The 24,183-nt window shown below is 40.4% G+C and carries 16 protein-coding genes and 1 pseudogene; 6 read left to right on the forward strand and 11 right to left on the reverse strand.

Annotated features, from left to right (window positions below; genetic code table 11):
- Positions 1–276: 276 nt before the first annotated feature.
- Positions 277–516 carry a hypothetical protein gene (locus VB797_RS04145; RefSeq protein WP_323236366.1) on the reverse strand — a complete coding sequence of 80 codons (240 nt, stop codon included), beginning with the start codon at positions 514–516 and terminating at the stop codon, positions 277–279.
- A gap of 502 nt (positions 517–1,018) precedes the next feature.
- Here VB797_RS04145 and hemH point away from each other — a divergent pair.
- Complete coding sequence (hemH, locus tag VB797_RS04150) at positions 1,019–2,182, forward strand: ferrochelatase (RefSeq protein ID WP_323236367.1); 1,164 nt, start codon at positions 1,019–1,021, stop codon at positions 2,180–2,182.
- A 109-nt stretch (positions 2,183–2,291) separates the two neighbouring features.
- On the opposite strand, the gene purB is transcribed toward hemH, so the two are convergent.
- Positions 2,292–3,587 (reverse strand): adenylosuccinate lyase, encoded by a 1,296-nt coding sequence (purB, locus tag VB797_RS04155; RefSeq protein ID WP_323236390.1) that lies wholly within the window; start codon positions 3,585–3,587, stop codon positions 2,292–2,294.
- A 237-nt stretch (positions 3,588–3,824) separates the two neighbouring features.
- Positions 3,825–4,748 (reverse strand): MDR/zinc-dependent alcohol dehydrogenase-like family protein, encoded by a 924-nt coding sequence (locus VB797_RS04160; protein WP_323236368.1) that lies wholly within the window; start codon positions 4,746–4,748, stop codon positions 3,825–3,827.
- 52 nt (positions 4,749–4,800) lie between these two features.
- Between VB797_RS04160 and VB797_RS04165 the strand changes: the two genes are divergently transcribed.
- Entirely contained in the window at positions 4,801–6,000 is a 1,200-nt protein-coding gene (locus VB797_RS04165; protein WP_323236369.1) for a transposase, read from the forward strand.
- A 79-nt stretch (positions 6,001–6,079) separates the two neighbouring features.
- On the opposite strand, the pseudogene VB797_RS04170 reads toward VB797_RS04165, so the two are convergent.
- Together VB797_RS04170 and VB797_RS04175 are read right to left on the reverse strand one after the other, a co-directional pair.
- A pseudogene (locus VB797_RS04170) lies at positions 6,080–6,247 on the reverse strand (alcohol dehydrogenase); the annotation flags it as partial.
- A gap of 64 nt (positions 6,248–6,311) precedes the next feature.
- Positions 6,312–6,917 carry a hypothetical protein gene (locus VB797_RS04175; protein ID WP_323236370.1) on the reverse strand — a complete coding sequence of 202 codons (606 nt, stop codon included), beginning with the start codon at positions 6,915–6,917 and terminating at the stop codon, positions 6,312–6,314.
- Positions 6,918–7,499: 582 nt separating this feature from the next.
- Here VB797_RS04175 and VB797_RS04180 point away from each other — a divergent pair.
- The gene (locus VB797_RS04180; protein WP_323236371.1) at positions 7,500–8,846 is read left to right on the forward strand and encodes a cytochrome P450; all 1,347 of its coding nucleotides are present in this window, start codon (positions 7,500–7,502) and stop codon (positions 8,844–8,846) included.
- Positions 8,847–8,862: 16 nt separating this feature from the next.
- Here the strand turns inward: VB797_RS04180 and VB797_RS04185 are convergent, their stop codons facing one another.
- Positions 8,863–9,882, reverse strand: coding sequence for a glutathione S-transferase N-terminal domain-containing protein (locus VB797_RS04185; RefSeq protein WP_323236372.1), 1,020 nt, complete (start codon positions 9,880–9,882; stop codon positions 8,863–8,865).
- Between the two features lie 84 nt (positions 9,883–9,966).
- Here VB797_RS04185 and VB797_RS04190 point away from each other — a divergent pair, with 84 nt between their 5' ends.
- A complete protein-coding gene (locus VB797_RS04190) occupies positions 9,967–10,512 on the forward strand; it encodes a TetR/AcrR family transcriptional regulator (RefSeq protein WP_323236373.1) in 546 nt (181 codons plus the stop codon).
- A gap of 56 nt (positions 10,513–10,568) precedes the next feature.
- Here VB797_RS04190 and VB797_RS04195 read toward each other — a convergent pair whose 3' ends face one another.
- Positions 10,569–11,183: a class I SAM-dependent methyltransferase gene (locus tag VB797_RS04195; RefSeq protein WP_323236374.1), complete on the reverse strand. Its 615-nt coding sequence runs from the start codon at positions 11,181–11,183 to the stop codon at positions 10,569–10,571.
- A 300-nt stretch (positions 11,184–11,483) separates the two neighbouring features.
- Complete coding sequence (treY, locus tag VB797_RS04200; protein WP_323236391.1) at positions 11,484–14,273, reverse strand: malto-oligosyltrehalose synthase; 2,790 nt, start codon at positions 14,271–14,273, stop codon at positions 11,484–11,486.
- Between the two features lie 113 nt (positions 14,274–14,386).
- Here treY and VB797_RS04205 point away from each other — a divergent pair, with 113 nt between their 5' ends.
- Positions 14,387–14,515 carry a hypothetical protein gene (locus VB797_RS04205; protein WP_323236375.1) on the forward strand — a complete coding sequence of 43 codons (129 nt, stop codon included), beginning with the start codon at positions 14,387–14,389 and terminating at the stop codon, positions 14,513–14,515.
- Positions 14,516–14,620: 105 nt separating this feature from the next.
- Here the strand turns inward: VB797_RS04205 and treZ are convergent, their stop codons facing one another.
- From treZ to treS, 3 genes are all read right to left on the reverse strand, one after another.
- On the reverse strand, positions 14,621–16,450 hold the full coding sequence (gene treZ / locus VB797_RS04210; protein ID WP_323236376.1) for a malto-oligosyltrehalose trehalohydrolase: 1,830 nt from the start codon (positions 16,448–16,450) through the stop codon (positions 14,621–14,623).
- A gap of 232 nt (positions 16,451–16,682) precedes the next feature.
- A complete protein-coding gene (gene glgX / locus VB797_RS04215) occupies positions 16,683–18,836 on the reverse strand; it encodes a glycogen debranching protein GlgX (RefSeq protein ID WP_323236377.1) in 2,154 nt (717 codons plus the stop codon).
- A gap of 317 nt (positions 18,837–19,153) precedes the next feature.
- Positions 19,154–22,531 carry a maltose alpha-D-glucosyltransferase gene (gene treS / locus VB797_RS04220; protein ID WP_323236378.1) on the reverse strand — a complete coding sequence of 1,126 codons (3,378 nt, stop codon included), beginning with the start codon at positions 22,529–22,531 and terminating at the stop codon, positions 19,154–19,156.
- A gap of 107 nt (positions 22,532–22,638) precedes the next feature.
- On the opposite strand from treS, the gene malQ reads away from it, so the two are divergent.
- Entirely contained in the window at positions 22,639–24,153 is a 1,515-nt protein-coding gene (malQ, locus tag VB797_RS04225; RefSeq protein WP_323236379.1) for a 4-alpha-glucanotransferase, read from the forward strand.
- Positions 24,154–24,183 lie beyond the last annotated feature (30 nt).

Below are 24,183 nucleotides of genomic sequence, written 5' to 3' on the forward strand. Positions count from 1 at the left end.
CCCACAAAGTCAACAGCCTAGTCACACACCATACAAAAAAAAATGTGCCTTTTTGCTAATTCCTATGTAAATTTAATTGTAGGGTGTGTTACGGCACGAATTAATATTATTTTAAGGTTACTATTTAAATAATGCCGTAACGCACCATCGAATATTGTGGTGGAAGATTAAGGATTTAAAAACCGCAGAGACGCGGAGAACACTGAGGGAAGAGATGAAGAGGAATGGTTATTTTTTATTCCATTCTTGCAACTTTTTCTGAGCAAATTCTCGTAACTACTCATCGGGGTCATTTTTTGCTTTGTTCTGTAGAAGTGGTAATGTTTTGCGATGATTGGGGTAGTTTTCTAAAATGGCGCAAAGTGTACCAGGTACAAAATATTCTGCAATATTTGCCGTTTGCTTTGCGAGTAATGCATTACGCTCAACAGGTGAAAAATTAAACAAAGCACGTAAGTCCTGTATCTGTTCTTCTATAGATGAATTTGCCAATTTTTCTATGTGAGCATCTTTCATAAATACTTGATTCTTGGATATTCGCTATTACACAATCTACTCAATTCTACCTTTAACTAATCTAAATACTCCTCCCGATCGCAATACGCGGTATACTTATTTGAGAATATTTTGCAACTGCTGGGATTCTATTTCCTCTAAAATTGATTTTGGCGAAAGCTTCTACATATTCGGCTTAAGGTAAATTCTGTTGCGCTCGTTTTATAAATTTTATAAATAAAGGGCAAAGCATCCAATCCGTTAAAAACTGCGTCGTTTGACCGAAGTGGGAATCTGAGTGAATTATTAAGTTTTGCAAAGCTAGAGTAAGGCAACCGCAATTCATCAACAATGCTCAAAGCTGCCAAACGCAATATTCCATGCATTAACTATTGATAGCGATAGCTTAAGTATCGAAGAATTGTAGCCATGATATATTCCCTTGGGATTAACTTATGTATTTAATAAAGATATATTGTTAATATTAGTAAAAAAGCTGAAAAATTTGGGGACTAATACTGCTATGGGTCGTGTAGGCGTTTTATTACTTAATCTCGGTGGACCGGATAAACTTGAGGATGTCCAACCGTTTCTTTACAATTTGTTTTCCGACCCAGAAATCATTCGCCTACCTTTTAGTTGGCTGCAAAAACCTTTAGCTTGGTTTATCTCGACGCGAAGAGCCAAAACGTCTCAAGAAAATTACCGTAAAATCGGTGGTGGTTCTCCATTGCGACAAATTACCGAAGCTCAGGGAGATGCTTTAAAAGCACAGTTGGCTGAATTTGGCGAAGAAACAAATATCTATGTGGGAATGCGCTATTGGCATCCTTACACTGAAGAGGCGATCGCGCAAATTGTGGCTGACGGTATTGAGAAATTGGTCATTTTACCACTTTATCCCCAATTTTCCATTAGTACCAGCGGTTCGAGCTATCGACTTTTAGAACAACTTTGGCAAGAAAACCCCAAATTACAGCAGATTGAATATTCATTAATTGCTTCTTGGTACAAGGAACCTGGTTATCTGCAAGCGATGGCAGAATTAATCGCGCAGGAGTTGGATCAGTTAGCAGATCCCGATGAAGCTCATATTTTCTTCAGCGCACATGGAGTTCCTAAGAGCTATGTAGAGGAAGCTGGAGACCCGTATCAGCAGGAAATTGAGGAATGCACTCATTTAATTATGCAAACTCTCAATCGACCCAATCCCCATACTTTAGCTTATCAAAGTCGTGTGGGTCCTGTGGAGTGGCTGCAACCATATACTCAAGAAGCGATCGAAGATTTAGCACGTCAAGGTGTTAAAAATTTAGTAGTCGTTCCTGTGAGTTTCGTTTCCGAGCATATTGAAACATTAGAAGAAATCGATGTCGAGTATCGGGAAGTCGCGGAAGTTGCAGGAATTGAGAACTTTCGACGGGTACCGGCACTTAACGTACATCCAGTATTTATTAAAGCTTTAGCAAATTTGACCGTGGATGCATTGAAATCTTCGAGTATTTCACTCTCCCAGGTCAATCAGATGAAGAAAAAAGTCAAAATGTATCCCCAAGAGCAATGGGAATGGGGTATTACTACTTCCGCAGAAGTTTGGAATGGAAGAATAGCTATGCTTGGTTTTATTGCTTTGGTAATTGAAATACTCACCGGACATGGTTTATTACACGCGGTAGGACTTTTGTAGTAAATTGGGCATTGGGATAGGTCAAAGGTCAAAGGTCAAAGGTAATAACTTCTCCTCCCCTCTCCATCTTTACCAATTACCAATTACCAATTACCCATGCCCAATTTATTCAAATTCCCAACCGCTGATAAATTTGGTCTAGGTGCTGTAAATGATTTTGGGGATCGAAACAGGCTTCAATTTCGCTTTCTGATAATTTTTCAGTAACGCGACTATCTTTTGATATTAAATCATGAAAGTTCCCGTCTTTGCAGTTCCATACTGTATGAGCGTTTTGCTGAACTATTTGATAAGCTTCTTCACGGTTCATTCCTTTGTCGATTAACGCTAACAGCACCTTCTGAGAGAATACTACACCGCCATAACAGTTCATATTCTGTGCCATGTTTTCGGGATACACTAACAGGTTTTTAATCAAGTTAGTTGTTTCTCTTAACATAAAATGGGTCAGAATGCAAGAATCTGGTAAAATTACTCGCTCTACGGAACTGTGAGAAATATCTCTTTCGTGCCACAATGCGACGTTTTCTAAGGCTGCAACGGCGTTTCCGCGCACAATTCGCGCCATTCCGGTTATTCTTTCGGAACGGATGGGGTTGCGTTTGTGGGGCATTGCGGAGGAACCTTTTTGTCCTTTGGAGAAGAATTCTTCAACTTCGAGGACATCTGTTCTTTGTAAATTGCGAATCTCTACGGCGAAACGTTCGAGAGATGCTGTGACTAAAGCCAATTGTTGGAGAAAATCGGCATGGCGATCGCGAGAAATAACTTGAGTGGATGCGGTGTCTGGTTGGAGTCCGAGTTTTTCACAAGCGAGTGCTTCTACACGAGGTTCGATATTGGCGTAGGTTCCCACGGCACCAGATATTTTTCCGACGGCTATAGTTTGACGCAAGGTATGTAAACGTTGTTGATTGCGTAAGACTTCGGCTAACCATCCAGCGAGTTTGAACCCAAAGGTAATTGGTTCGGCATGAATTCCGTGGGAGCGTCCAATCATCACGGTGTAGCGATGTTCGCGGGCTTTTTCGCGAATGACTGTAATTAATTCTTCTTGTTTTTGGACGATTAAATCCAAACTCGCGACCATTTGTAGCGCTAAAGCGGTATCTAACACGTCGGAACTGGTCATTCCCAGATGGATATAGCGTCCGGAATCGCCTACATATTCATTGACGTTGGTTAGGAAAGCAATTACATCATGGCGAACTTCGGCTTCAATTTCCAGTACTCGATTAACGTCAAAATTTGCTGTCTTCTTAATTTCTTGTACAGCTTCGGTGGGGATATAACCTAAATCGGCTTGTGCTTCGCAAACTGCAATTTCCACTTGCAGCCAGGTTTGGAACTTGTAAGTGTCAGTCCAAATATTGCCCATTTCAGGCAAAGTATAACGTTCAATCACGTCCGCCACCGAATACAACTGTTTCATTGTACAGGTAAGAGTTGTGATTTGTTATTTCTTTCCCACTCTAAAATTAACTATCTGCTGCGACTTGACGATTAATACTTTGAGATTGCTTCCCTACGGTCGCAATGACACAAATATTTTTGCACTTTTTTCTCGGTAAATAAATAAACCACCGCAAAACTTTGCGCTCCTCTGCGCTTAACTCCGCGCTCCTCTGCGTTTAATATATTCTCAGCCTTCACTAACTTCGATCAAAACCTTTTGCGTCCCCTTCATTTGCGCTCGTTCAAATGCAGAAATTCCCTCACTCAAAGGATAACAAGCATCAATTAAAGGTTGAACATCGATTTTTTCTGCTGCTAAAAGTTCCAACGCTGGCGCAAATCTACCACAACGGGAACCAATCAAAGTAATTTCATCCACTACTATAGATGACGCATCTAAACTCAAATTCCCTGCATAAGTACTTTTGAGGACTAATGTACCTCTCGGACGTAATGCACTTTGCGCGATCGCAAATCCTGCCGCATTCCCCGTACATTCAACGGCAATATCAAATGTACGCTGTTGAATATCTTCAGCGAAACCTGTTTTTATGCCTCTAGCACTCAAATTAGCAAGTTTTTCACGGTGTCTACCCACTGCTAATAAATCACATCCTGTAAGAAAGAAAGTTTGTGCTACTAATTGTCCTAATTTCCCATCACCTACCACCAAAACCCGATCATCAGAATGAACTTTTACCTGTGTTTGAATTTCCAAAGCAGCAGCAATGGGTTCGGTAAATGTAGCAACTTCTGTAGGGATATTATCGGCAACGGGATAAAGATTTTCGCTGGGTAAAGATAAGTAATCAGCAAAGGCTCCATTACGATTGACAATACCTAATACAGTGCGATTTTCACAATGAGTAGGTTCACCACGCAGACAAAATCTACAATGTCCACAACTGGCATTAATTTCCCCCACAACTCTTTGATTAATTAAATGTTCTGGCCCGTCTTCCACTACTCCCACAAATTCATGTCCCAATATTCCTTTATCTTTCGTGGGGTCTGGGGAGCTATAAGACCCACATCCTACCCGTAGGGAGGTGTGGGATACATGGACTCCCCAGGTTAATTTTACGGGACTCGATGTCCCTAAAATTAACATTTACTGTAGCAGTATTGACTAGTAAATGCTGTACAATAGTAGGATGCTGACTATGAACTATCGCTACCGAATCTATCCCAATGTCGCTCAACAGCAACGGCTGGTTGAGTGGATGGAGATTTGTCGCAGTGCTTACAACTACGGATTGCGGGAAATTAAAGATTGGTGTGATAGTCGCAAATGTTTGATAGATAGATGTTCCATTGAGAAAGAATATATTATTCCAAATGCAAAATTTCCGGGTGAAATTCAACAACTCAACAACTTGCCCAAGGCTAAGAAGGAATTTCCAAGATTGAGCGAAGTTCCTTCTCAGGTTCTTCAACAAACAATCAAACAATTGCATCGGAGTTGGGAATATTTTCAATCTCGTGGTTTTGGCTTTCCTAGATTCAAAAAATTTGGACAGTTTAAATCTTTGCTGTTTCCTCAATTTAAAGAGAACCCAGTAACAGCTTTACATATTAAACTGCCCAAAATCGGGGTAATCCCTATTAACTTGCACAGACCGATTCCTGTTGGTTTTGTGGTCAAGCAAGTCAGGATTATACGCAAAGCTGACCGATGGTATGTGTCTGTTAACATTCAATGTAATGTCAGTGTCCCCGACCCCATGCCCAAAGGACATCCTATTGGTGTAGACATTGGAGTTGAGAAATTTTTGGCAACCAGTGACGGTGTTCTGGTAAAACCTCCCAAGTTTTTCAAGCAACTGCAAAGCAAGCTCAAATTGCTGCAACGTAGATTGTCTAGAAAACAGAAACGGTCTAAAAACTACGAGAAACATCGCATTAAGGTTGCTCGACTTCACCACCAAATTGACAATACTCGTAAAGATTTCCACTTTAAGCAATCTCATGCCCTTTGCGATGCTAGTGACATGGTGTTCATGGAAGATTTGAATTACCGCACTAGCGCCAAAGGGATGTTTGGTAAACATATGCTTGATGCTGGCTTTGGTCAATTTAGGACTATCGTCAAGTATGTGTGTTGGAAACGTGGAAAATTCTTTGGGGAAGTTGATGCTAGGGGGACTTCTCAAGAGTGCCCCCAATGCGGTGATCAAGTGAGAAAAGACCTGAGCGTAAGAATCCATAATTGTCCTCATTGTGGATACATCACGGATCGGGATGTGGCAGCAGGTCAAAATATAAGAAACCGAGGAATTAAACAAGAGACGTACCGTTGGACAGACGGGAATGGAAACTGCCTGTGCAGACGTTCTACCGGGGATTGGGGAGACTCAATCTAGGCAAGTGTCGAAATCCCGCAAGGGGAAAACCAGGAAAACCAACAAGTGATTCTTGGAAGCCCACACCATAATCTCTGATTTGGTGTGGGAGGATGTCACAAGGATAGTAGCCGCGAATTAACTCTAAATCGGTATTACAAATCCCCGCACATAATACCCTTACCCGCGCTTCTCCATCTTTAATTTCTGGTTCGGGAATATCGGTACGCAGTTCAAGTTGATTATTTTCCAGCCAAAGTCCTTTCATATTTTTTTACTAATAAAATTTAAAATGTTGAGTTTGTCCTACAAAATAAATAATACATATCGATTCAACAACAACTAACCATAAAAATCAGTTGGTTAAGAACAGGTTCTATTGGTGGTAATGGGTATTCTGTTAAATCGATAGTTACAGTATCGCCTTCCAATTTCAAAAATCGCCAAAAGGTTCCGGTAGTAACGGTACCATAAATGGTATTGATAGAGTTTTTTGCTTGCTGATTAAATTTTTGTGCAGCTACCATTTCTGCTATACATTGTCCCAAACCCACCTTAAGATTCTCTTTTTTAGCTTCTACTATTACCGCTACAGGTGCTTTGACAAATAACTGCTCCTTGGAACAACTAAGAATAAAATCGCATATTCCCGTTAAACCTGTTTCGGCTTCAACATTGAATTCTTCCCCAGAAAACAAACTAATTTCGTTATTCAAAGCTTCTTTGACTGCCAGTAACAACGGACAGATAATCAATTCAGACCTGGCTTTTTCTGTATTAAGCGCCATCGCAAGCTGTAGATTCTTGTTTATAAATTCTGCAAGATAAGAACTCGGCTTTACGATATTTTCAGGTTTTGATATGAAACAAACGCCTTCTACAAGATTCAAGTTAAAGTCTTGGATAACTTTGGGAAGCGTAAATTGACTGTAAGGCATAAATTAATTTGGTTGAAATCTGGATTTTTATGATTTTTATAGTTAAACCCTTTATCATCTCATAAAAAATGTCTGCTTTTTCAATAAAAAATCAAAAATCACCATCTCATAAATAAAACTTTCTCAAAACAAACATTCAATTAAACTTTTGTATTCATATTCCGTTACAAACTCATTACAGAAGTTTACATATTCTTTTAATTGACGCTATTCTCAATTATTTTACGAGATTACAAGAGGTGTGGCTGTAATATGGTATTGTTATTCTTAGGGAAGCAATTTATTCACTTTTCAACATTTTCATTAATTAACCCTTTAATAAGCAGTAATCAACTTGATATTTACATGATGAAGCGTACTACAATAAGATAAATGCGTTGACTAATAGGAAATATTCTCAGTCAAAATATGAATAAATGTAAATGTAAGTGTAATTAAAAATACTATCTTTATGGTATTTAAATACTGGTATTGACAATTGTTTTTTTTAATGTATTTGAATTGCGATCGCAAATTATGATTTTTGATCGGTTTGAAAAACTTTAAATGTAGAGTAGGGATAAAAGAGCGGGGAAAATCTGAATGTTGAGTCAATTTCCGAATTGCATTACCACCCCTCCTTGGTGGCAATTAATAAATTGGATAGGTGATCCAATTGGATTTCAAAAGAAATATAGCCAGAAGTATGGAGACATTTTTTCCATGCGATTGTCTGGACTTGGTTCTCATGTAATTGTTGCTAATCCTCAAGCGATTCAAGAAATTTTCAGCCAAGATTCCAAATTTGATATTGGAAGAGCGAACGAACTTGCAGAGCCTCTGATTGGTAAAAATTCTTTGATGATGATGGATGGATCTCGCCATCGACGAGAACGAAAATTATTAATGCCTTCGTTTCATGGGGAGAGAATACAAGGTTATGGCGAACAAATTTGTCAAATTACCAAAGTTATTGCCAGTCAATTGAAGATCGGTGAATCTTTTATAGTTCGCTCTAGGATGCAGAAAGTAAGTTTAGAGATAATTTTACAAGTTGTCTTTGGTTTGAGTGAAGGGAAACGCTACGAACAACTTAAACCCCTACTTACAGATTGGCTCGATATGACAGATTCTCCCTTGCGATCGAGTATGCTATTTTTGCGGTTCTTGCAACGAGATTGGGGAAAATGGACTCCTTGGGGAAGGATGAAACAGAGACAGCGCCAAATTCTCGATTTACTGCAAGCAGAAATTGAAGAGAGAAGAACTAAAAATACGGAGAAAGGAAACGATATTCTCAGCTTGATGATGGCAACACGGGATGAGGATGGGCAAGCAATGACCGATGGGGAATTAAAAGATGAACTGCTAACAATTTTATTGGCTGGTCATGAAACTACTGCCACAACTTTGTCATGGGCTTTTTATGAGATTTCTCGAAATCCAGATGTGATTGAAAAATTGCAGATGGAGCTAGAAAGTTTGGGGGAAAATCCCAATCCGATGGAAATAACAAAACTTCCCTACTTATCGGCAGTATGTCAAGAAACACTACGGATGTATCCAGTGCTTCCGGTGCTTTTCCCACGCATCGCTAAATCACCCATCGAGATTGGTGGATACCAATTCGATGCTGAAACTAGCTTTATGCCCAGTATTTACCTGCTGCATTACCGGGAAGATTTGTATCCCCATCCGGAGCAGTTTAAACCAGAACGTTTTCTTGAGCGGCAATATTCTGCTTCTGAGTATATTCCTTTTGGTGGGGGAAGTCGGCGATGCTTGGGATATGCTTTAGCTCAGTTAGAGATGAAATTAGTTATAGCAACAGTTTTATCTCAATATCAACTTGATTTAACAGAAGATAAACCTATTAAAATACAGCGTCGTGGTTTTACCCTTGCTCCTATGGGGGGAGTGCAGATGGTGATGAAAGGGAAGCGGGAATAGTTTAAGTTAAACATTGTCAATTGCTGATTCCGGGCATTTCAAGAAATAATGGAAATTGTTTAATGCGATCGCACCATTGATTTATGGCAGAATATTTATCTAACATCACACCACCATCTGGAGCTAAGGCAATATAGGGGAAACAAGCGATATCGGCAATGGTGGGACGTTCTAAGGCTAACCACTGATTTCTAGTTAAATGTTGTTCGATCACATTTAGAATTGATTCTGCTTTTTTTTGCGCTGCTTCTAAGTCGATCGCAAAGCCGAATTTGCTTAACCTTGCATCGGCTGGACCGCGAGCAATTTCGTTTGCTGCTGTTGATAACCACTGTGTTACCTGTGCCATTCCTGCTGCATCGCTAGGAAACCAAGCTTCTCCACCATGTTTTTTGGCTAGGTAAACTAAAATTGCTTGGGAATCTCTCAAAATTAAACCGTCATCTTCTAATACTGGAATTTGTCCCAAAGGATTTAACTGCAAGAATTCTGGCGATTTATGTTCGTAAGCCATCAAGTCAACGTTTACGAGTTCATATTTGATATCCAATAAGGATAAAAATAAACGTATTTTGTAGCAGTTTCCGGAAAGCTCTAAGTTATATAGTTTCATGGTCGAAATGTTTTGAGTCTCTTGTTGTGGGGTGGATGGATAAATTTGGTCGAATTCCAATACGTTGCCATCAGGATCGCGAATGAAGCAGATTCGACGACGTTCTCCCACATATCTTGGTTCTTCGGTAACTTGAATATTATGCTGCTCTAATTTTTCTAATAGTCGATCCAAATCGTCTACAATAAAAGCTGGATGAGTAATTCCTGGATATTTAATCGGTTCATCCATGAGAATGTTGCCATCGCGCTTTGCTCCATTGAATATCAAATTAATATAAACACCATCGGCTGTAACTAACTCGCTGGCTTGATGTTTGGGAAAATACTTTTCTTCGATAAATCCCAACTTTTCGTAAAATTTTAGAGCTTCAAAGCGATCGCTAACCCGAATCCCTATATGCTCGTAATCAATTATTCTCATTTTCTGTACCGAACGTTCTATACAGAATGACTGTACCGATTGTTCGGTAAAATGTCAATATATGGTTAAGGTTAAAAGTGTTTGATGTCCAAGGAAGAAGCGATAATTAGATTGATTCCGGCGTTTAGACAATATGGTTATGAAGGTGCAAGTTTATCTTTGCTTTCAAAAGCGAGTAGTTTAGGTAAAGCGAGTTTGTATCACTATTTTCCTGGTGGTAAATCAGAAATGGCTGCTGCTGTATTTGAATATGTGGGTAATGAGTTTGGTGATTTGGTATTGAAGGCTTTGCGGGGAGAGAATAAACCGTTTGTGAAACTTCAAGCTGCGTGTAACAGTCTGCGAGAGTTTTATGATGGTGGGAGGAATTCTTGTTTCTTAACGATTATGTCTTTTGGGTCAGCGGATAACTTGTTTCACGAGCAGGTAAAAGCGAGATTACGACAGATAATTGAAGCATTAACGAAAGTATTGATCGAAGCAGGGATTGAAGCTGATGTTGCTGAAGTGCGATCGCAAGATGCTGTTGCTCAAATTCAGGGAGCGTTGATTTTGGTAAGAATTTTAGATGATACCGAACCTTTTAATCGAGTAATTAAGAGTTTGCCAGAATTGTTGTTAAGGTTGTAGGGTGCTGTGAATAAATTTATAAATAGCGAGTATAGGCGATCGCACTACTTCCTTTTTTAAACTTGTTGAAAAAGGTATTCAATTCTCAGACGTTTGGGAAATCTATTTTTCTCAGAGAAAGCATCGCGACGAATTTCTTGTAATCCCAACTTTTGGAAATAGTCAATTTCTTCGAGGGATAAAGGATAGGGAGGACCATCTGGTTCTTCAGGAGTATCGCGGGTGACTGTGACAACTAATAATGTTCCTTCCGATGCGACTAATTGAGCTACAGTTTCCATTACTTGCGATCGCACTGTTAACGGTAAAGATTGAATTGTTCTAGCTTCAAAAACAAAATCAAAATTTCGCAGCCATTGAGGATTTAAGTTGAATAAATCGGCGACGACGTAGTTGACTGAAGAATTAGGAAACCTTTGCTTGCACCAATCGATCGCAGTAGGAGAAATATCAAAAGCCGTAACATTAAATCCTTTTTGAGCTAAAGCTTCGGCATCGTCTCCCAATCCGCATCCTACGACTAAAGCTTTTAAACCTGAGAAATTTTGATCGAGATGTGAATGATTTAACCAATCCTTGAGATAAGCGCTTGCTGTCATATTTGCCCAAGGAACTTGATTCGAGTCTCCTTTGGCTTTAATATATATATTGTCAAACCAGTTTGAAGTCATTTAGATTTTGGATTTTGGATTTTGGATTTTGGATTATTTAGACAAGTAGAACCAAGCAATCAGAGAATTTCAGTAAACCAACAAGTTTTTTCCTGTAAAGCGATCGCAATGCGATCGAACCAAACCTAAAATTCCGGCGTTGCTAAATTCAACAATGAATTAAATTGATTTAGATTTTGTATTAAACACGAAACCTATGTAGAGACGTAGCACTGCTACGTCTCCAAAAATGTGAAATCCTAACTTCATCCGCTTGAATTAGTATCCTGAGTCTTTGTATCCTAACTTTAAAATTACCCTCTACTTATTAACCAATAAAGCAACGGGGAAATGTTGGAGAATATCGCGTACCCAAAGTGCATCTTCACCTTCTACTTGTTTCCCGGTAAACACATCTTGCCACACAGAGGTGGAATCGGTAGGGGGAACAATGCGAGTTTCTTGCCATTTTTCAGATAAAGGATATTCACCCATCTCGACTAAGGAAGTAAAGAAACGAGGAGCAATGACAATGATTTTTTGATCTCCTAATTCTCTACTGAACCCTACTACATGAGTTTTTAAACTGCCAACTACGGTTAATTTTTCGTAGGTACCGCGTTGAAATAAGTCTAAATTATCTCGACGTGCTTGTAAGGTTTTATAAATTAACAACAGCTTGATTCTGCCATCTTCGGGAGTTTGCAGCAACTGAGCAATATAGTCGGGTAAATCCGCTTCGCTTTGAGACTCAATTTCTTCTAAATACTTGTGTCGTTTCTCAAAGTTTACCGGACGACGATTATCTGGGTCTACTAAACTCAAATCCCAAAGTTCTGTTCCCTGGTAAATATCGGGAAGTCCTGGTGCGGTCAGTTTGAGTAATGCTTGAGAAAGAGAATTTAAGATTCCGTAGTGCTGGACTTTCTGTTGCAAAGGACGGAAAGCTTCTAAAAATTGATTATCTTGACTATCTTTTAGAACTCGTTGGGCAAAATTAGTAAAGCCGTCTTCGTAATCAGCATCATTCTTCAGCCATGCAGTATGGACTTTTGCTTCTCGAATTGCTTTGATAATATATTCTTTGATCCGCTCTACAAAAGCTGGATATTCTTCTTTACTAAAAGGAAAAGCACCGAGCAGGGTTTGATAAAACAAATACTCATCGTTATGAGTCGGTATATTTCGTCCTCCGACGCAATCTTTCGATGGTGCATTAATTTCGCGCCATTGTCGCAAGTTTTCTTCCCATTCGTCGGGAATTTCTGATAAAACGTTGATTCTAGCTCTAACATCTTCCCCGCGTTTCGTATCGTGGGTAGATGTGGTATTCATTGTATGGGGCCAATGAGCAATTTGATGAGAATTGAAATTGTGAAAATCTTCTGAAGATATGCCAAATTGAGTCGGGTGAGAACCAACTTCATTGAGCGAAGCCAACCTGTTGTATACATACAGTACGGTATCTTCCACACCTTTTGCCATCAAAGGTCCAGTAAACTGCTGCAATCTCATTAAGAAACGCAACCATTCTTCTCGATCTTCATCTGCGAGATTTTCGTCATATTCTAATAGCAAGAATTTTTCAATAAAGTTGAGTTCGTTGAGGAAGTTAGGAATATTCTTTTTGGCTTGAGTCATTACCTGCTCAATATATTCTCTATCGGTAGAACTTGCTCCCCCACTATTAATATATGTGCGATATATGGGAAATACTGCCAAAATTTCGACCAAAGCGGCTTTTAAACCGTACATAGTAAAATCGCTAGCATAGCGATACCCACCAGATATTTTCTTGAACAGGTGAGCTAAATTTTCAATATCACCAGCTAAATGTCTCTCAATAATCAATCTTTTGTTTTTGTCGATTAATTCTTCACAAGAAGCAGCTTTACCAATAAAACGACTGTAGATATCGTCAAATTGCTGTTCGTTTGACTGGTTGCAGAAAATACCATTAAGTTGGTTAAGAAAATCGTATCCTGTAGTTCCTTGAATGGGCCAAGTTATGGGTAATTCTTCTTGAGGTTCGAGGATTTTTTCGACAATTAGGTAAACGTCTGGTGCTTTGTCCCGCAATCTATTCAAGTATTGCGCTGGATCGTATAAACCATCTATATGGTCAATTCGCAATCCATCAAATTTACCTTCTTCAACTAGCTGTAAAATTAACGAATGAATAGTCTCAAAAACATTTTCGTCTTCAACCCGTAGCGAGATTAAATCATTAACCGTAAAAAACCGTCTGTAATTAAGTTCTTCATTGCCAACTTTCCAATAAGCAAGACGGAAAAATTGCTCTGCTAATAAATCTTCTAATAAATCAAAGCTTTCCGGTTTTCCTGCTTCTCCATTAAAAGTAGCAATATTTTCTTCAATATACTCTTTTACCTCCGCAGAATCATTCCAGAGTTCCCATAACATCCTTTTCACAAAGCTGATTTGGTCTTGTCTCTCTCTTCCCTCTTCACCTGATGGGGTATATTTTAATGTATAAAGAATACCCAAAAATTTCACAAAAGCAGGATTATCTCTACCAAGTTTTTCCTGCAAGCGTCCCAAATTGTATGTCAGAACTTGGCTATAAGATTCAATCCGAATCGGAAATTTTAGAGAATAATAGTTAATAGTTAAACCATTTTTTTCGTACTGAATTTGTAATTCACCACTTTCGAGACAATCACCACAAAATTTACCTAAAAAAGGCGCTAATACTTTACCATTATTTTCGATGTAATGATGATTCCAGTCGATGTCAAAAAATTCTCTATACTTAGAATCGGGACCATTTTCTAAAACATCCATCAGTATTTCATTTTGGCTATCAAAAGCCATATGATTAGGTACAATATCTTGAACCCAACCAATATTTAACTGATGAAGCTGTTCCACTAATTCTTCAAACTTTTCCACACCTCCCAATTCAGGATCGATCTCACGAGGATTCACCGCATCATAACCGTGAGTACTACCTTTTCTAGAAGTAAGAATTGGAGAAGCATATAAATGAGAAATACCCAACTTTTCCAGGTAAGTAGCAATCGATGAAGCTGCTATAAAACCAAAGTTAGGAGTAAATTGAATCCGATATGTTGCTAAAGGTATTTGCATCATAATAATTTTAGATTTTTGATTTTGGATTGGTAATTGGTAATTGGTAATTGGTAATTGGTAATTGGTAATTGGTAATTGGTAATTGGTAATTGGGAATTGGGAATTGGTAATTGGGAATTGGTAATTGGGAATTGGTAATTGGGAATTGGGAATTGGGAATTGGTAATTGGGAATTGGTAATTGGGGATTGGGAATTGGGAATTGGGAATTGGGGATTGGGAATTGGGGATTGGGAATAGTTAGGAATTAGGAGTTAGGACCACCGGAGTTATTAAGTTTTCTCCCCATTACCCATTACCCATTACCGATTACCTATTACCCATTACCCATTACCCATCTACAAACTAATTACTGTAAACCGCAACGCTGTAGGGATTAATAATCATCATGGGGTTACTATCTCCGTCCAGTTTCTCTGGTAGTTGCGACCCTGTTCCTCTCCAAGTTTCTTCGCTGGAATCAAGTATTCTTTTCCAAGTCCCACTAGGTATATTTTCTGCAATTTTAACAGTTTCCGAACCAAAGTTAAGCCAGCAAAGAACTTTACTATCTTGGTGGTATCTGTGGATGCGGAGAACTTTTTCTGGTTCGAGTACTGTTGCTTCTAATTGATTGCGATCTAAGGAAGCTAATGCGGGAATTTCTCTTCGCATTTTTAATAATTTTTGGTGGAACAACCATAATTTCTGATATTCACCACTTTTATACTTATCCCAATCTAATCGCGATTTTTCAAATGTTTCTTCTGCTTGGGGGTCTGGTGCTTCTTGTCCACCAATTTCGTGGAATGCAGCAAATTCTTCTTTTCTACCTTTTCTAACTGCTTCGATTAAATCGCGATCGCTATGACTAACAAAATATAAAAATGGTGCTGTTTCTCCATATTCTTCACCCATAAATAACATGGGAACATATGGTGCAAGTAATAGTGCTGCTGCTGTCAATTTTAACGCTTCAAAGGATATCAATGTCGCTAGTCTATCCCCTAACATTCGATTCCCGATCTGATCGTGGTTTTGAGCGCAGACTACAAACTGACTCGAAGCGCAATCGCTAGGGTCTTCACCATGATATCTGTGGCGGAAATTAGAGTAATCCCAGGTATAAACAAAGCCTTTACGATAAGCTTTGGCTAACTGTTCTAAATCGCCAAAGTCCTCGTAATAACCGTTCATTTCACCCGTTACTACTGTATGTAAGATATGGTGAAAATCATCACTCCATTGTGCATCTATACCGTATCCACCCATTTCTTTTGAGCGAATAATACGTGGGTCGTTAAGGTCGCTTTCGGCAATCAAATAATATTGACGACCTTTTTTTTGCTCTAACTCAGTTACAGCTTCCGCCATTTCTGCCAAAATATGCTTTGCACCAAAGTCATAAATTGCATGAACCGCATCTAAACGCAATCCATCTAAATGGTAATATTCCAACCAATATAAAACGTTTTGGACAAAGTAGTGCCGCACCCCATCGCTATAAGCATCATCAAAATTAACGGCACTACCCCAAGGGGTCTTGTATTTTTCGGTAAAATATGTTCCGTAACCCCACAGATAATTGCCTTCTGGTCCAAGATGGTTGTAAACTACATCTAAAACTACCGCCATACCGATTTTATGGCAGGCATCAACGAGTTTCTTTAAACCATCAACCCCACCATAGGAATTTTGTACGGCGTAAGGGAAAACACCATCATAACCCCAGTTACGGTTTCCGGGAAACTGAGCCACGGGCATGATTTCAATGGTATTTACCCCTAATTCTCGCAACTCCGACAACCGGGGAATAATCGATTCAAAAGTCCCTTCTTCAGTAAAAGTTCCTACGTGTAGTTCGTAGATTACCATCTGTTCTAAAGGAACACCCTGCCACTGGTCATCATTCCATTTAAAGCTGTTGTGGTCAACTATCTCCGCAGCACCGTGAACACCCTGGGGTAAAGAATTTGCAGCGGGGTCAGCTCTATCCGTTTCACCATCAAGCTGGTAATAATACAGAGTACCGGGTTTTATATCTGCGACCGAACCGTGCCAATAACCGCGTTCATCTTTTTCCAGAGGTACAATTTTATTTTCGGGATCGACTAAATGAACGGCAACTTCTCCTACTAAAGGAGCCCATAAAGTAAAGTTGCAAGCATTATTTGAATATTCAGAACCGATATGCATAACTAATTTTTAGATAGTAATTGGTAGATGCGCTTTTTTAAATTGGGAATTGGGAATGGGTAATGGGTAATGGGTAATGGGTAATTGAAAAAACTAATTATTTGATTGTTTTCAAGGGAGATTTTATCGTTTTTAGTTCTTCTATCAAACTTCTAATATCTTAGATTTGAGTAGAAAGCTTTAAAATTACCCATTACCAATTACCAATTCTCAATTACCAATTACCAACTCTTTACTCATCATCATATTGTTGGCTTACTTGGGCAAGTCTCTGAAGGATGACTATGGAACGCGCTTCTACGTCGATTGGTTTATCTTCGATGTAACGTTTCCCGCGCTGTACAAATCTCGGCTTGGTGGTGTCGAGAATAGTTAACCACTCCCATTCCTGTAATTCTGGGGGAATAGTAAATTCCAACATTTCGTAATGACCGTTTAACAAAATTAAAAAACTTTCATCAATAATGCGTTCTCCTCTGGGTCCTGGGGAACCGATCCCTTCACCATTGAGGAAGATACCGATGGCTTTAGCAAAACCACTATTCCATTGTTCTTCGGTCATTTTAATGCCGTCGGGATTAAACCAAGAAATATCGGTTACTTCCCTACCGCGAATTGCTCTTCCTTGAAACCACTTGCGTCTTCTAAATACTGGATGTCGGCGACGAAAATCGATTAATTGACGGGTAAAGTCGAGTAAATTCTCGTTTTCTTCCTGTAAATCCCAATCTAACCAGGAAATTTCGTTATCCTGACAGTAAGGATTGTTATTCCCTCCTTGGGTTCTTCCCATTTCGTCTCCCATTACCAGCATGGGTACTCCTTGGGAAAGGAATAAGGTAACTAGAAAGTTGCGTCGCTGTTTTTTACGCAGTCTCTCGATCGCTAAATCTTCCGTCTCTCCTTCTGCACCACAATTCCAAGAACGATTGTGACTTTCTCCATCGCGGTTATCTTCACCGTTGGCAATGTTATGTTTTTCGTTGTAACTTACCAAGTCGTTCAGCGTGAAACCATCATGAGCGGTAATAAAGTTAACACTAGCGCTGGGGCTGCGTCCGTTCAGTTCGTAAAGGTCGGAACTACCCGTAAATCGATAGGCAAATTCTGCTAAACTACTATCTTCTCCGCGCCAAAAGTCTCGTACTGTATCCCGATATTTTCCATTCCACTCCGACCATAACAAGGGAAATTCACCTACTTGATAACCTCCTTCACCTACATCCCAGGGTTCTGCAATTAACTTTACGTCAGCCAAAACCGGGTCTTGGTGGATAATATCGAAGAATGCCGCTAATTTATCAACTGCGTATAATTCCCTAGCTAATGCTGATGCCAAGTCAAAACGGAAACCATCAATATGACATTCCAATACCCAGTACCGCAAACTGTCCATAATCAACTTGAGTACTTGGGGATGACGGACATTAAGGGAATTACCACAACCAGTAAAGTCCATATAGTAGCGTAAATCGCCATCTACCAAACGGTAGTAAGAAGCATTATCAATACCGCGTAAAGAGATAGTGGGGCCACAATGATTACCTTCACCCGTATGGTTGTAAACTACATCAAGAATGACTTCCATCCCGGCTTGATGCAGTCGCTTAACCATCTGCTTAAACTCTTTAAGCTGCTGTCCCAAATGACCGCTAGAACTGTAGCCGGAATAAGGAGCCAAATAACAAATTGAATCGTAGCCCCAATAATTTCTCATTCCTTTATTAACTAGGTGTCCCGGATGGGATAAAAAATGATGAATAGGCATCAATTCCACCGCAGTCACACCTAAAGACTGGAGATGAGAAATTGCCGCAGGGTGGGCAAGTCCGGCATAAGTTCCCCTTAATTTCGGGGGTATCTCTTGATGTAGCTTAGTAAAACCTTTAACATGGGTTTCGTAAATTATCGTTTCGTGCCACGGAATTTGGAGTAATTCATCTCCCTCCCAGTCAAAGTTCTTATCTACAACTACCGATTTAGGAATCAAATGTGCATTATTCAGTTCTGAGAATCCTAAATCATCTTCGGGGTCGTCCCAACGATACCCAAATATTTCTTCACCAAAACCAATATCTCCATCAATTGCACAAGCATAGGGGTCAATTAGTAGCTTATTTGGATTGAACCGATGTCCTTCTTGGGGAGCAAACGGGCCGTGGACTCTAAACCCATACCGCTGACCCGGACCAATTGAAGGTACGTAACCATGCCAAGTAAAATTGCTAACTTCTTCTAAATTTAATCGAGTTTCTCGTCCTTCTTTGTCGAACAAACATAGTTCAACTCCTGTTGCGTTTTCTGAGAACAAAGCAAAATTCGTACCTTTGCCGTCCCAGTCCGCACCCAAAGGATAAGGTTTACCAGGCCATAGTGAGAGGTACATATATGCTCCTAATCAAAACAAATTAACTTGTAATATTACCAAATGTTAATAAGATATTAAATGTTTTACCATCATTTTATGCCTCCTTTAAGGAGTAGTTCTGTTTTATGTCTAAGGGTAATGGGTAATCGGTAATCGGTAATGGGTAATCGGTAATAGGTAATAGGAATCGGTAATGGGTAATCGGTAATAGGGCATTAGTTCAAAATCTTACTTTATTATCAATTACTAGTTACTAGTCAGGAGTTGAAAATTATCTTCCAATCCCCAATTACCAATTACCAATCCCCAATTACCAATCCCCAATCCCCCATTTCTTATGCTGTTTCCAGCAGTTCTAAAATACGATACATTGGCACTTCTACCCAGTTTGGATGGTTTCTGAGTTCGTGTTCTAGCTCGATTATGACTTTTTCGAGTACGAATCCATCTAAAAGTAGCTGTAATTCTGATGGTTCTGATGGTAAAAATGGTGCATCTTTGGCTGCTGCTAAGTAGGATTTCAAAAAGGCAACACTTGACCAGGTGTAGAAAAATTGCGCCCATTGCTCCATTAATGGCAAGTCATCTGGAACAATGATGCCGCTTTCTTTCTCGTTCCGCAAAGCTATACGGCTGGAATAATAGAATGATTCTATCATTCCGGCGACATCGCGCAGGGGCGATCGCTTCATGCGTCGTTCGCTCAACGGACGGGTTTGATCGCCTTCAAAGTCAATGATGATAAAGTCTTTTCCTGTATACAATACTTCGTTAAGGCATAAATTACCGTGGGTGCGGGTTCGCATGGCGGTAATTTTTTGGTTGAGTATTGATTTGAGTCGGGCTAATACCATTTCTCGATTGTTCAATACTAACTGCGCTACGGGTTGAAGTTCGCTCGGTAGCTGTATCAGCTGCTTTTTCAACAGCAAAAATGCTTGTCCGGCTTGATTCCGCATATACTGGTAAATCGAGCGCTGGTAAAATGAGGTAAATGGCTCTGGGGCAAAGTTGGGGTCATCTCGATCGGATGCTAATGCTAAGTGTATTTCGGCTGTACGTTCGCCTAATAGTTGAGCATTTCCCAAATAAGAACCCATCATTTCCTGCGCTAAGTCCGGAATTTCGGTTTCTAATGCTGCCGTTAATAATGAAGTTGGTAGATCGATATCGGCGATCGCGTCGATTTGTCCTACCTGTACTTGTTCAAAAAAGTCCCGCAGGCTATCAAGGCTGTATTCCCAACCATCTCTAATATCGGGAATAAATTTTTGTAAAATTCCCAAGGTCATGGTCTCAAAGCCTTTACGCCTGTAGTTCAAGCTACCGGCTACGGGCGCAAAGTTTTCTGCACCAGGTATTCCTTTTGTTGCGGAACTGTGGGTGAGAAACTGACCGACTTCTAAATCGGGGTTGATGCCTTCTCCTACTACTTTGCGGAATAGTTTGCACATCAGGCGATCGCCATAGACTACGCAGGTATTTTGATGTTCTCCGCGTAACAAATGGGGTTCTAAATGTACTTTCAGCGCCTGGTTAGAAGCAGCACCCGCTAACTCGGTAAAATCTCTGCTGGCATCGGCAACGAGTTCGCCAGCCATACCTTTATAAGTATTCTTGTTGGCGATCGCTTCTAGGGGGAAGTTGAGGAAGTCTTTATCTGTTAAGGCATCAAATAACACGCCGGTTTCTTTTTTACTGCGTATTTCGATATTCGCAACAACTTCTTCGCGATAGGAACTAAAGCGATCGCTACTAATACCCTCGGCTTCGTAAGCTAAAGATAATACGTAGGTTTCGGGGTTGCCTTCGGTATAGTCTAGCTGTACCAAAACAATTGCTGCTTCTAGGGAGCGAAAGGAAATCGGAATTGCTTCAATGACTTGACTCGACTGAACTACCCGACTTTTACCGTCAAACCAGGAGCAGGCACACATATAGTCTGGTAAAATTTCTTCTAATGCTGCCTTCGTTTCAGATTTGGTAAAAACATTCTGCCAGTTGTCGCTAACAACTAAAGTCGGTATTTGATTTTGAGGTCTTACCGGACAGGTAACATTGGTTTGTACCTGCAAGGTAAACCAGTAAAACGCATGGGGCGCTAAACTCATAAAGTAGGGTGTATCGCCAATTGGTGGGAATGTGGTGCGTCCGAAAATTTCCACCGGAATCATGCTGTCAAATGCCGATAAATCCAACTCTACTGTCTGTACGAAGCGGGACAAGTTGGTGACAACTAGAATGTGTTCGCCGTTATAGGTACGGGTAAACGCCAAAACCTTGCGATTTTCTGGATAAAGTAACTCAAAAGTACCCCGACCAAAAGCTTGAAAACGTCCGCGAGTTGCAATCAAGCGTTTCGTCCACCACCATAGAGAGTTGCGGTTTTCTCGCTGAGCTTCTACATTAACTGCTTCAAAATGGTATTCCGGGTCAATAATCACCGGAGCGTAAAGCTTGTGAGGATTACAACGACTAAAGCCACCATTGCGATCGGCACTCCACTGCATCGGAGTCCGCACCCCGTTGCGATCGCCTAAATAGATATTGTCCCCCATCCCGATTTCATCGCCGTAATACAATACTGGGGTTCCGGGTAAAGACATCAGCAAAGCATTCATCACCTCGGTGCGTCGTCGATTATTGCCCATCAACGGTGCTAAACGGCGGCGAATACCCAAATTTAACCTTGCTTGCTGGTCTTGTGCGTAGACGCGGTACATATAATCCCGGTCTTCATCGCTGACCATTTCCAAAGTCAATTCATCATGATTCCGCAAAAATAACGCCCACTGACAGTTACCCGGAATCTGCGGTGTTTGCTGCAAAATATCGATAATTGGGAAGCTATCTTCCATTTGCAGCCCCATAAACAAACGCGGCATCAAGGGGAAATGGAAGTTCATGTGGCATTCATCACCATCACCGTAGTACTCTACAGCATCTTCGGGCCACTGGTTTGCTTCAGCGAGCAACATCCGGTTGGGATACTTTTCATCCATGTGTCGCCGTAATTTCTTCAAAAAGGCGTGAGTTTCCGGTAGGTTTTCGCAGCTGCTTCCTTCACGCTCGTATAGATACGGTACCGCATCCAAACGCATCGCATCTACACCCAGATCCAACCAGAAATCTACCACATCAAACAGCGCTTGCTGCATTTCTAGACTTTCAAAATTCAAGTCCGGTTGATGGGAATAGAAGCGGTGCCAATAATAAGATTTAGCTACGGGGTCCCAAGTCCAGTTAGAAGTTTCAAAATCCTTGAAGATAATTCTTGCTTCTTCGTACTTCTCCGGAGTATCGCTCCAAACATAAAAATCTCGTTCCGGACTGCCTACAGGTGCCTGACGCGCCCGTTGAAACCACGGATGCTGGTCGGAAGTATGGTTGACAATTAACTCAATTATGACTCGAATGCCTCTTTGATGGGCAGCACTCAAGCAAGCCTTGAAATCGTCCAGATTTCCGTAGATGGGATTAACGGTAGTATAATCTGCAATATCGTAGCCATCGTCTCGCAAGGGCGAAGGGAAAAAAGGCAGTACCCAAATTGCCGTTACTCCCAAGTCCTGTAGATAATCTAGCTTTTCAGTTAGCCCTCGAAAATCACCGATACCATCGCCATCGCTATCAGCAAAAGCACGTACTGGCACCTCATAAATGACTGCATCTTTAAACCAAAGCGGGTCATCTTTCAATAGTGGATTTTGCATATTTTTTACTGGCTTATTTCCCATAAGATATCTTACTAATATAAGAAGCTAACTTTGAGTTAATTCTTAAATAGTTTTTGATTGTTGCAAATTATCGGGGTCAAATTATGAGTTTTGAAAGAGCAAGTGGAGTTTTACTGCATCCTACCAGTTTGCCAAGTAAATTCGGCATTGGGGATTTAGGAGAATCCGCTTATAAGTTCGTCGATTTTCTCGCGAATAGCGGTCAAAAGTTATGGCAAATTCTACCTTTAGGACCCACGGGTTACGAACATTCTCCCTATACAATGAATTTTAGCGCTTTCGCTGGAAATCCTTTAATGATTTCTCTAGAACAGTTGCAGTCAGAAGGTTTGTTAACTCCAGAGGAATTAATTCCGACTGAAAAAGTCGCAGATAATCCCCACAGAGTTGACTTTGATGCAGTAACTTCTCGTAAAACAAAAATTCTTCGACAAGCTTATCAACGCTTCCAAGATTCTTTAACAAAAAAAGCCAATCCTGAATTTGAACAGTTTTGTCAAGAACAAGCAACTTGGTTAGATGATTATGTACTGTTCATGGCACTATTAGAAGCTAATGACTATAAGGCTTGGAATTTTTGGGATAATGCTGTCGCTCGTCGCGAAAAAGATGCGTTAAATAAAAAAGCAGATGAATTAAAAGATGCGGTGTCATATCACAAATTCTTACAATTTAAATTCTTCCAACAGTGGAAAAAAATCCGCGACTACGCTAACAATAAGGACATCAAAATAGTTGGTGATATTTCAATTTATGTTTGTCACAATAGCGCCGATGTTTGGGCGAATCCAGAAATATTTCAGTTAGATACCCAAACCCTCGAATCCGCCTATATTGCTGGAGTTCCACCAGACTACTTCAGCGCTACCGGACAACTTTGGGGTAATCCCGTTTACAATTGGGACAAATTAGAAGAAACCAACTTTGCTTGGTGGATAGAACGTTTTCGCGCAACATTACAATATGTAGACATCGTTCGTATCGACCACTTCCGGGGATTTGAAGCTTATTGGCGAGTACCCGCAGGGGAAGAAACCGCCATTAACGGTGAATGGGTCAAAGGACCAGATGCAAAGTTCTTTGAAACTTTAGAAGCCACTTTGGGCAGTTTACCCGTAATGGCTGAAGACTTAGGAATTATCACCCCTGAAGTCGAACAATTGCGCGATCGCTTTGATTTCCCCGGAATGCGTATCTTACAGTTCGCTTTCGGTGGCGATGACGATAACGCTTATTTACCCCACAACTACGTTAAAAACTGCGTCGTCTATCCCGGTACCCACGACAACGATACAACCATCGGATGGTGGAACAATACAGGAGATACAGAAAAGCAGCACGTAGCCAAATATTTAGAATATTCCTCACCCGACGAAATCAAAGAAATCAACTGGGAATTTATTCGCATGGCATTATCTTCAATCGGAGATTTAGCCATTCTTTCAGTCCAAGACTTATTAGATTTAGACAGCAGCGGGAGAATGAACGACCCCAGTGTGAGCGCTGGAAACTGGCGCTGGCGTTATGAAAGCTCCGATCAGCTTACCCCCGAATTGAGTCAGCGATTATTAGAAATGACGACTCGTTATCAGCGATAAGGAAAGGAGAAGGGATGGGGGGATGGGGGG

It is taken from the genome of Rivularia sp. UHCC 0363 (assembly GCF_034931125.1).
Taxonomy (GTDB): domain Bacteria; phylum Cyanobacteriota; class Cyanobacteriia; order Cyanobacteriales; family Nostocaceae; genus Rivularia.

Bases quoted from the DNA above. Each gene is read 5' to 3' on its own strand.
- VB797_RS04145 (WP_323236366.1), bottom strand. From the start codon at position 516: ATGAAAGATGCTCACATAGAAAAATTGGCAAATTCATCTATAGAAGAA.
- hemH (WP_323236367.1), top strand. From the start codon at position 1,019: ATGGGTCGTGTAGGCGTTTTATTACTTAATCTCGGTGGACCGGATAAA.
- VB797_RS04160 (WP_323236368.1), bottom strand. From the start codon at position 4,748: ATGTTAATTTTAGGGACATCGAGTCCCGTAAAATTAACCTGGGGAGTC.
- VB797_RS04165 (WP_323236369.1), top strand. From the start codon at position 4,801: ATGAACTATCGCTACCGAATCTATCCCAATGTCGCTCAACAGCAACGG.
- VB797_RS04175 (WP_323236370.1), bottom strand. From the start codon at position 6,917: ATGCCTTACAGTCAATTTACGCTTCCCAAAGTTATCCAAGACTTTAAC.
- VB797_RS04180 (WP_323236371.1), top strand. From the start codon at position 7,500: ATGTTGAGTCAATTTCCGAATTGCATTACCACCCCTCCTTGGTGGCAA.
- VB797_RS04185 (WP_323236372.1), bottom strand. From the start codon at position 9,882: ATGAGAATAATTGATTACGAGCATATAGGGATTCGGGTTAGCGATCGC.
- VB797_RS04190 (WP_323236373.1), top strand. From the start codon at position 9,967: ATGTCCAAGGAAGAAGCGATAATTAGATTGATTCCGGCGTTTAGACAA.
- VB797_RS04195 (WP_323236374.1), bottom strand. From the start codon at position 11,183: ATGACTTCAAACTGGTTTGACAATATATATATTAAAGCCAAAGGAGAC.
- treY (WP_323236391.1), bottom strand. From the start codon at position 14,273: ATGCAAATACCTTTAGCAACATATCGGATTCAATTTACTCCTAACTTT.
- treZ (WP_323236376.1), bottom strand. From the start codon at position 16,450: ATGCATATCGGTTCTGAATATTCAAATAATGCTTGCAACTTTACTTTA.
- glgX (WP_323236377.1), bottom strand. From the start codon at position 18,836: ATGTACCTCTCACTATGGCCTGGTAAACCTTATCCTTTGGGTGCGGAC.
- treS (WP_323236378.1), bottom strand. From the start codon at position 22,531: ATGCAAAATCCACTATTGAAAGATGACCCGCTTTGGTTTAAAGATGCA.
- malQ (WP_323236379.1), top strand. From the start codon at position 22,639: ATGAGTTTTGAAAGAGCAAGTGGAGTTTTACTGCATCCTACCAGTTTG.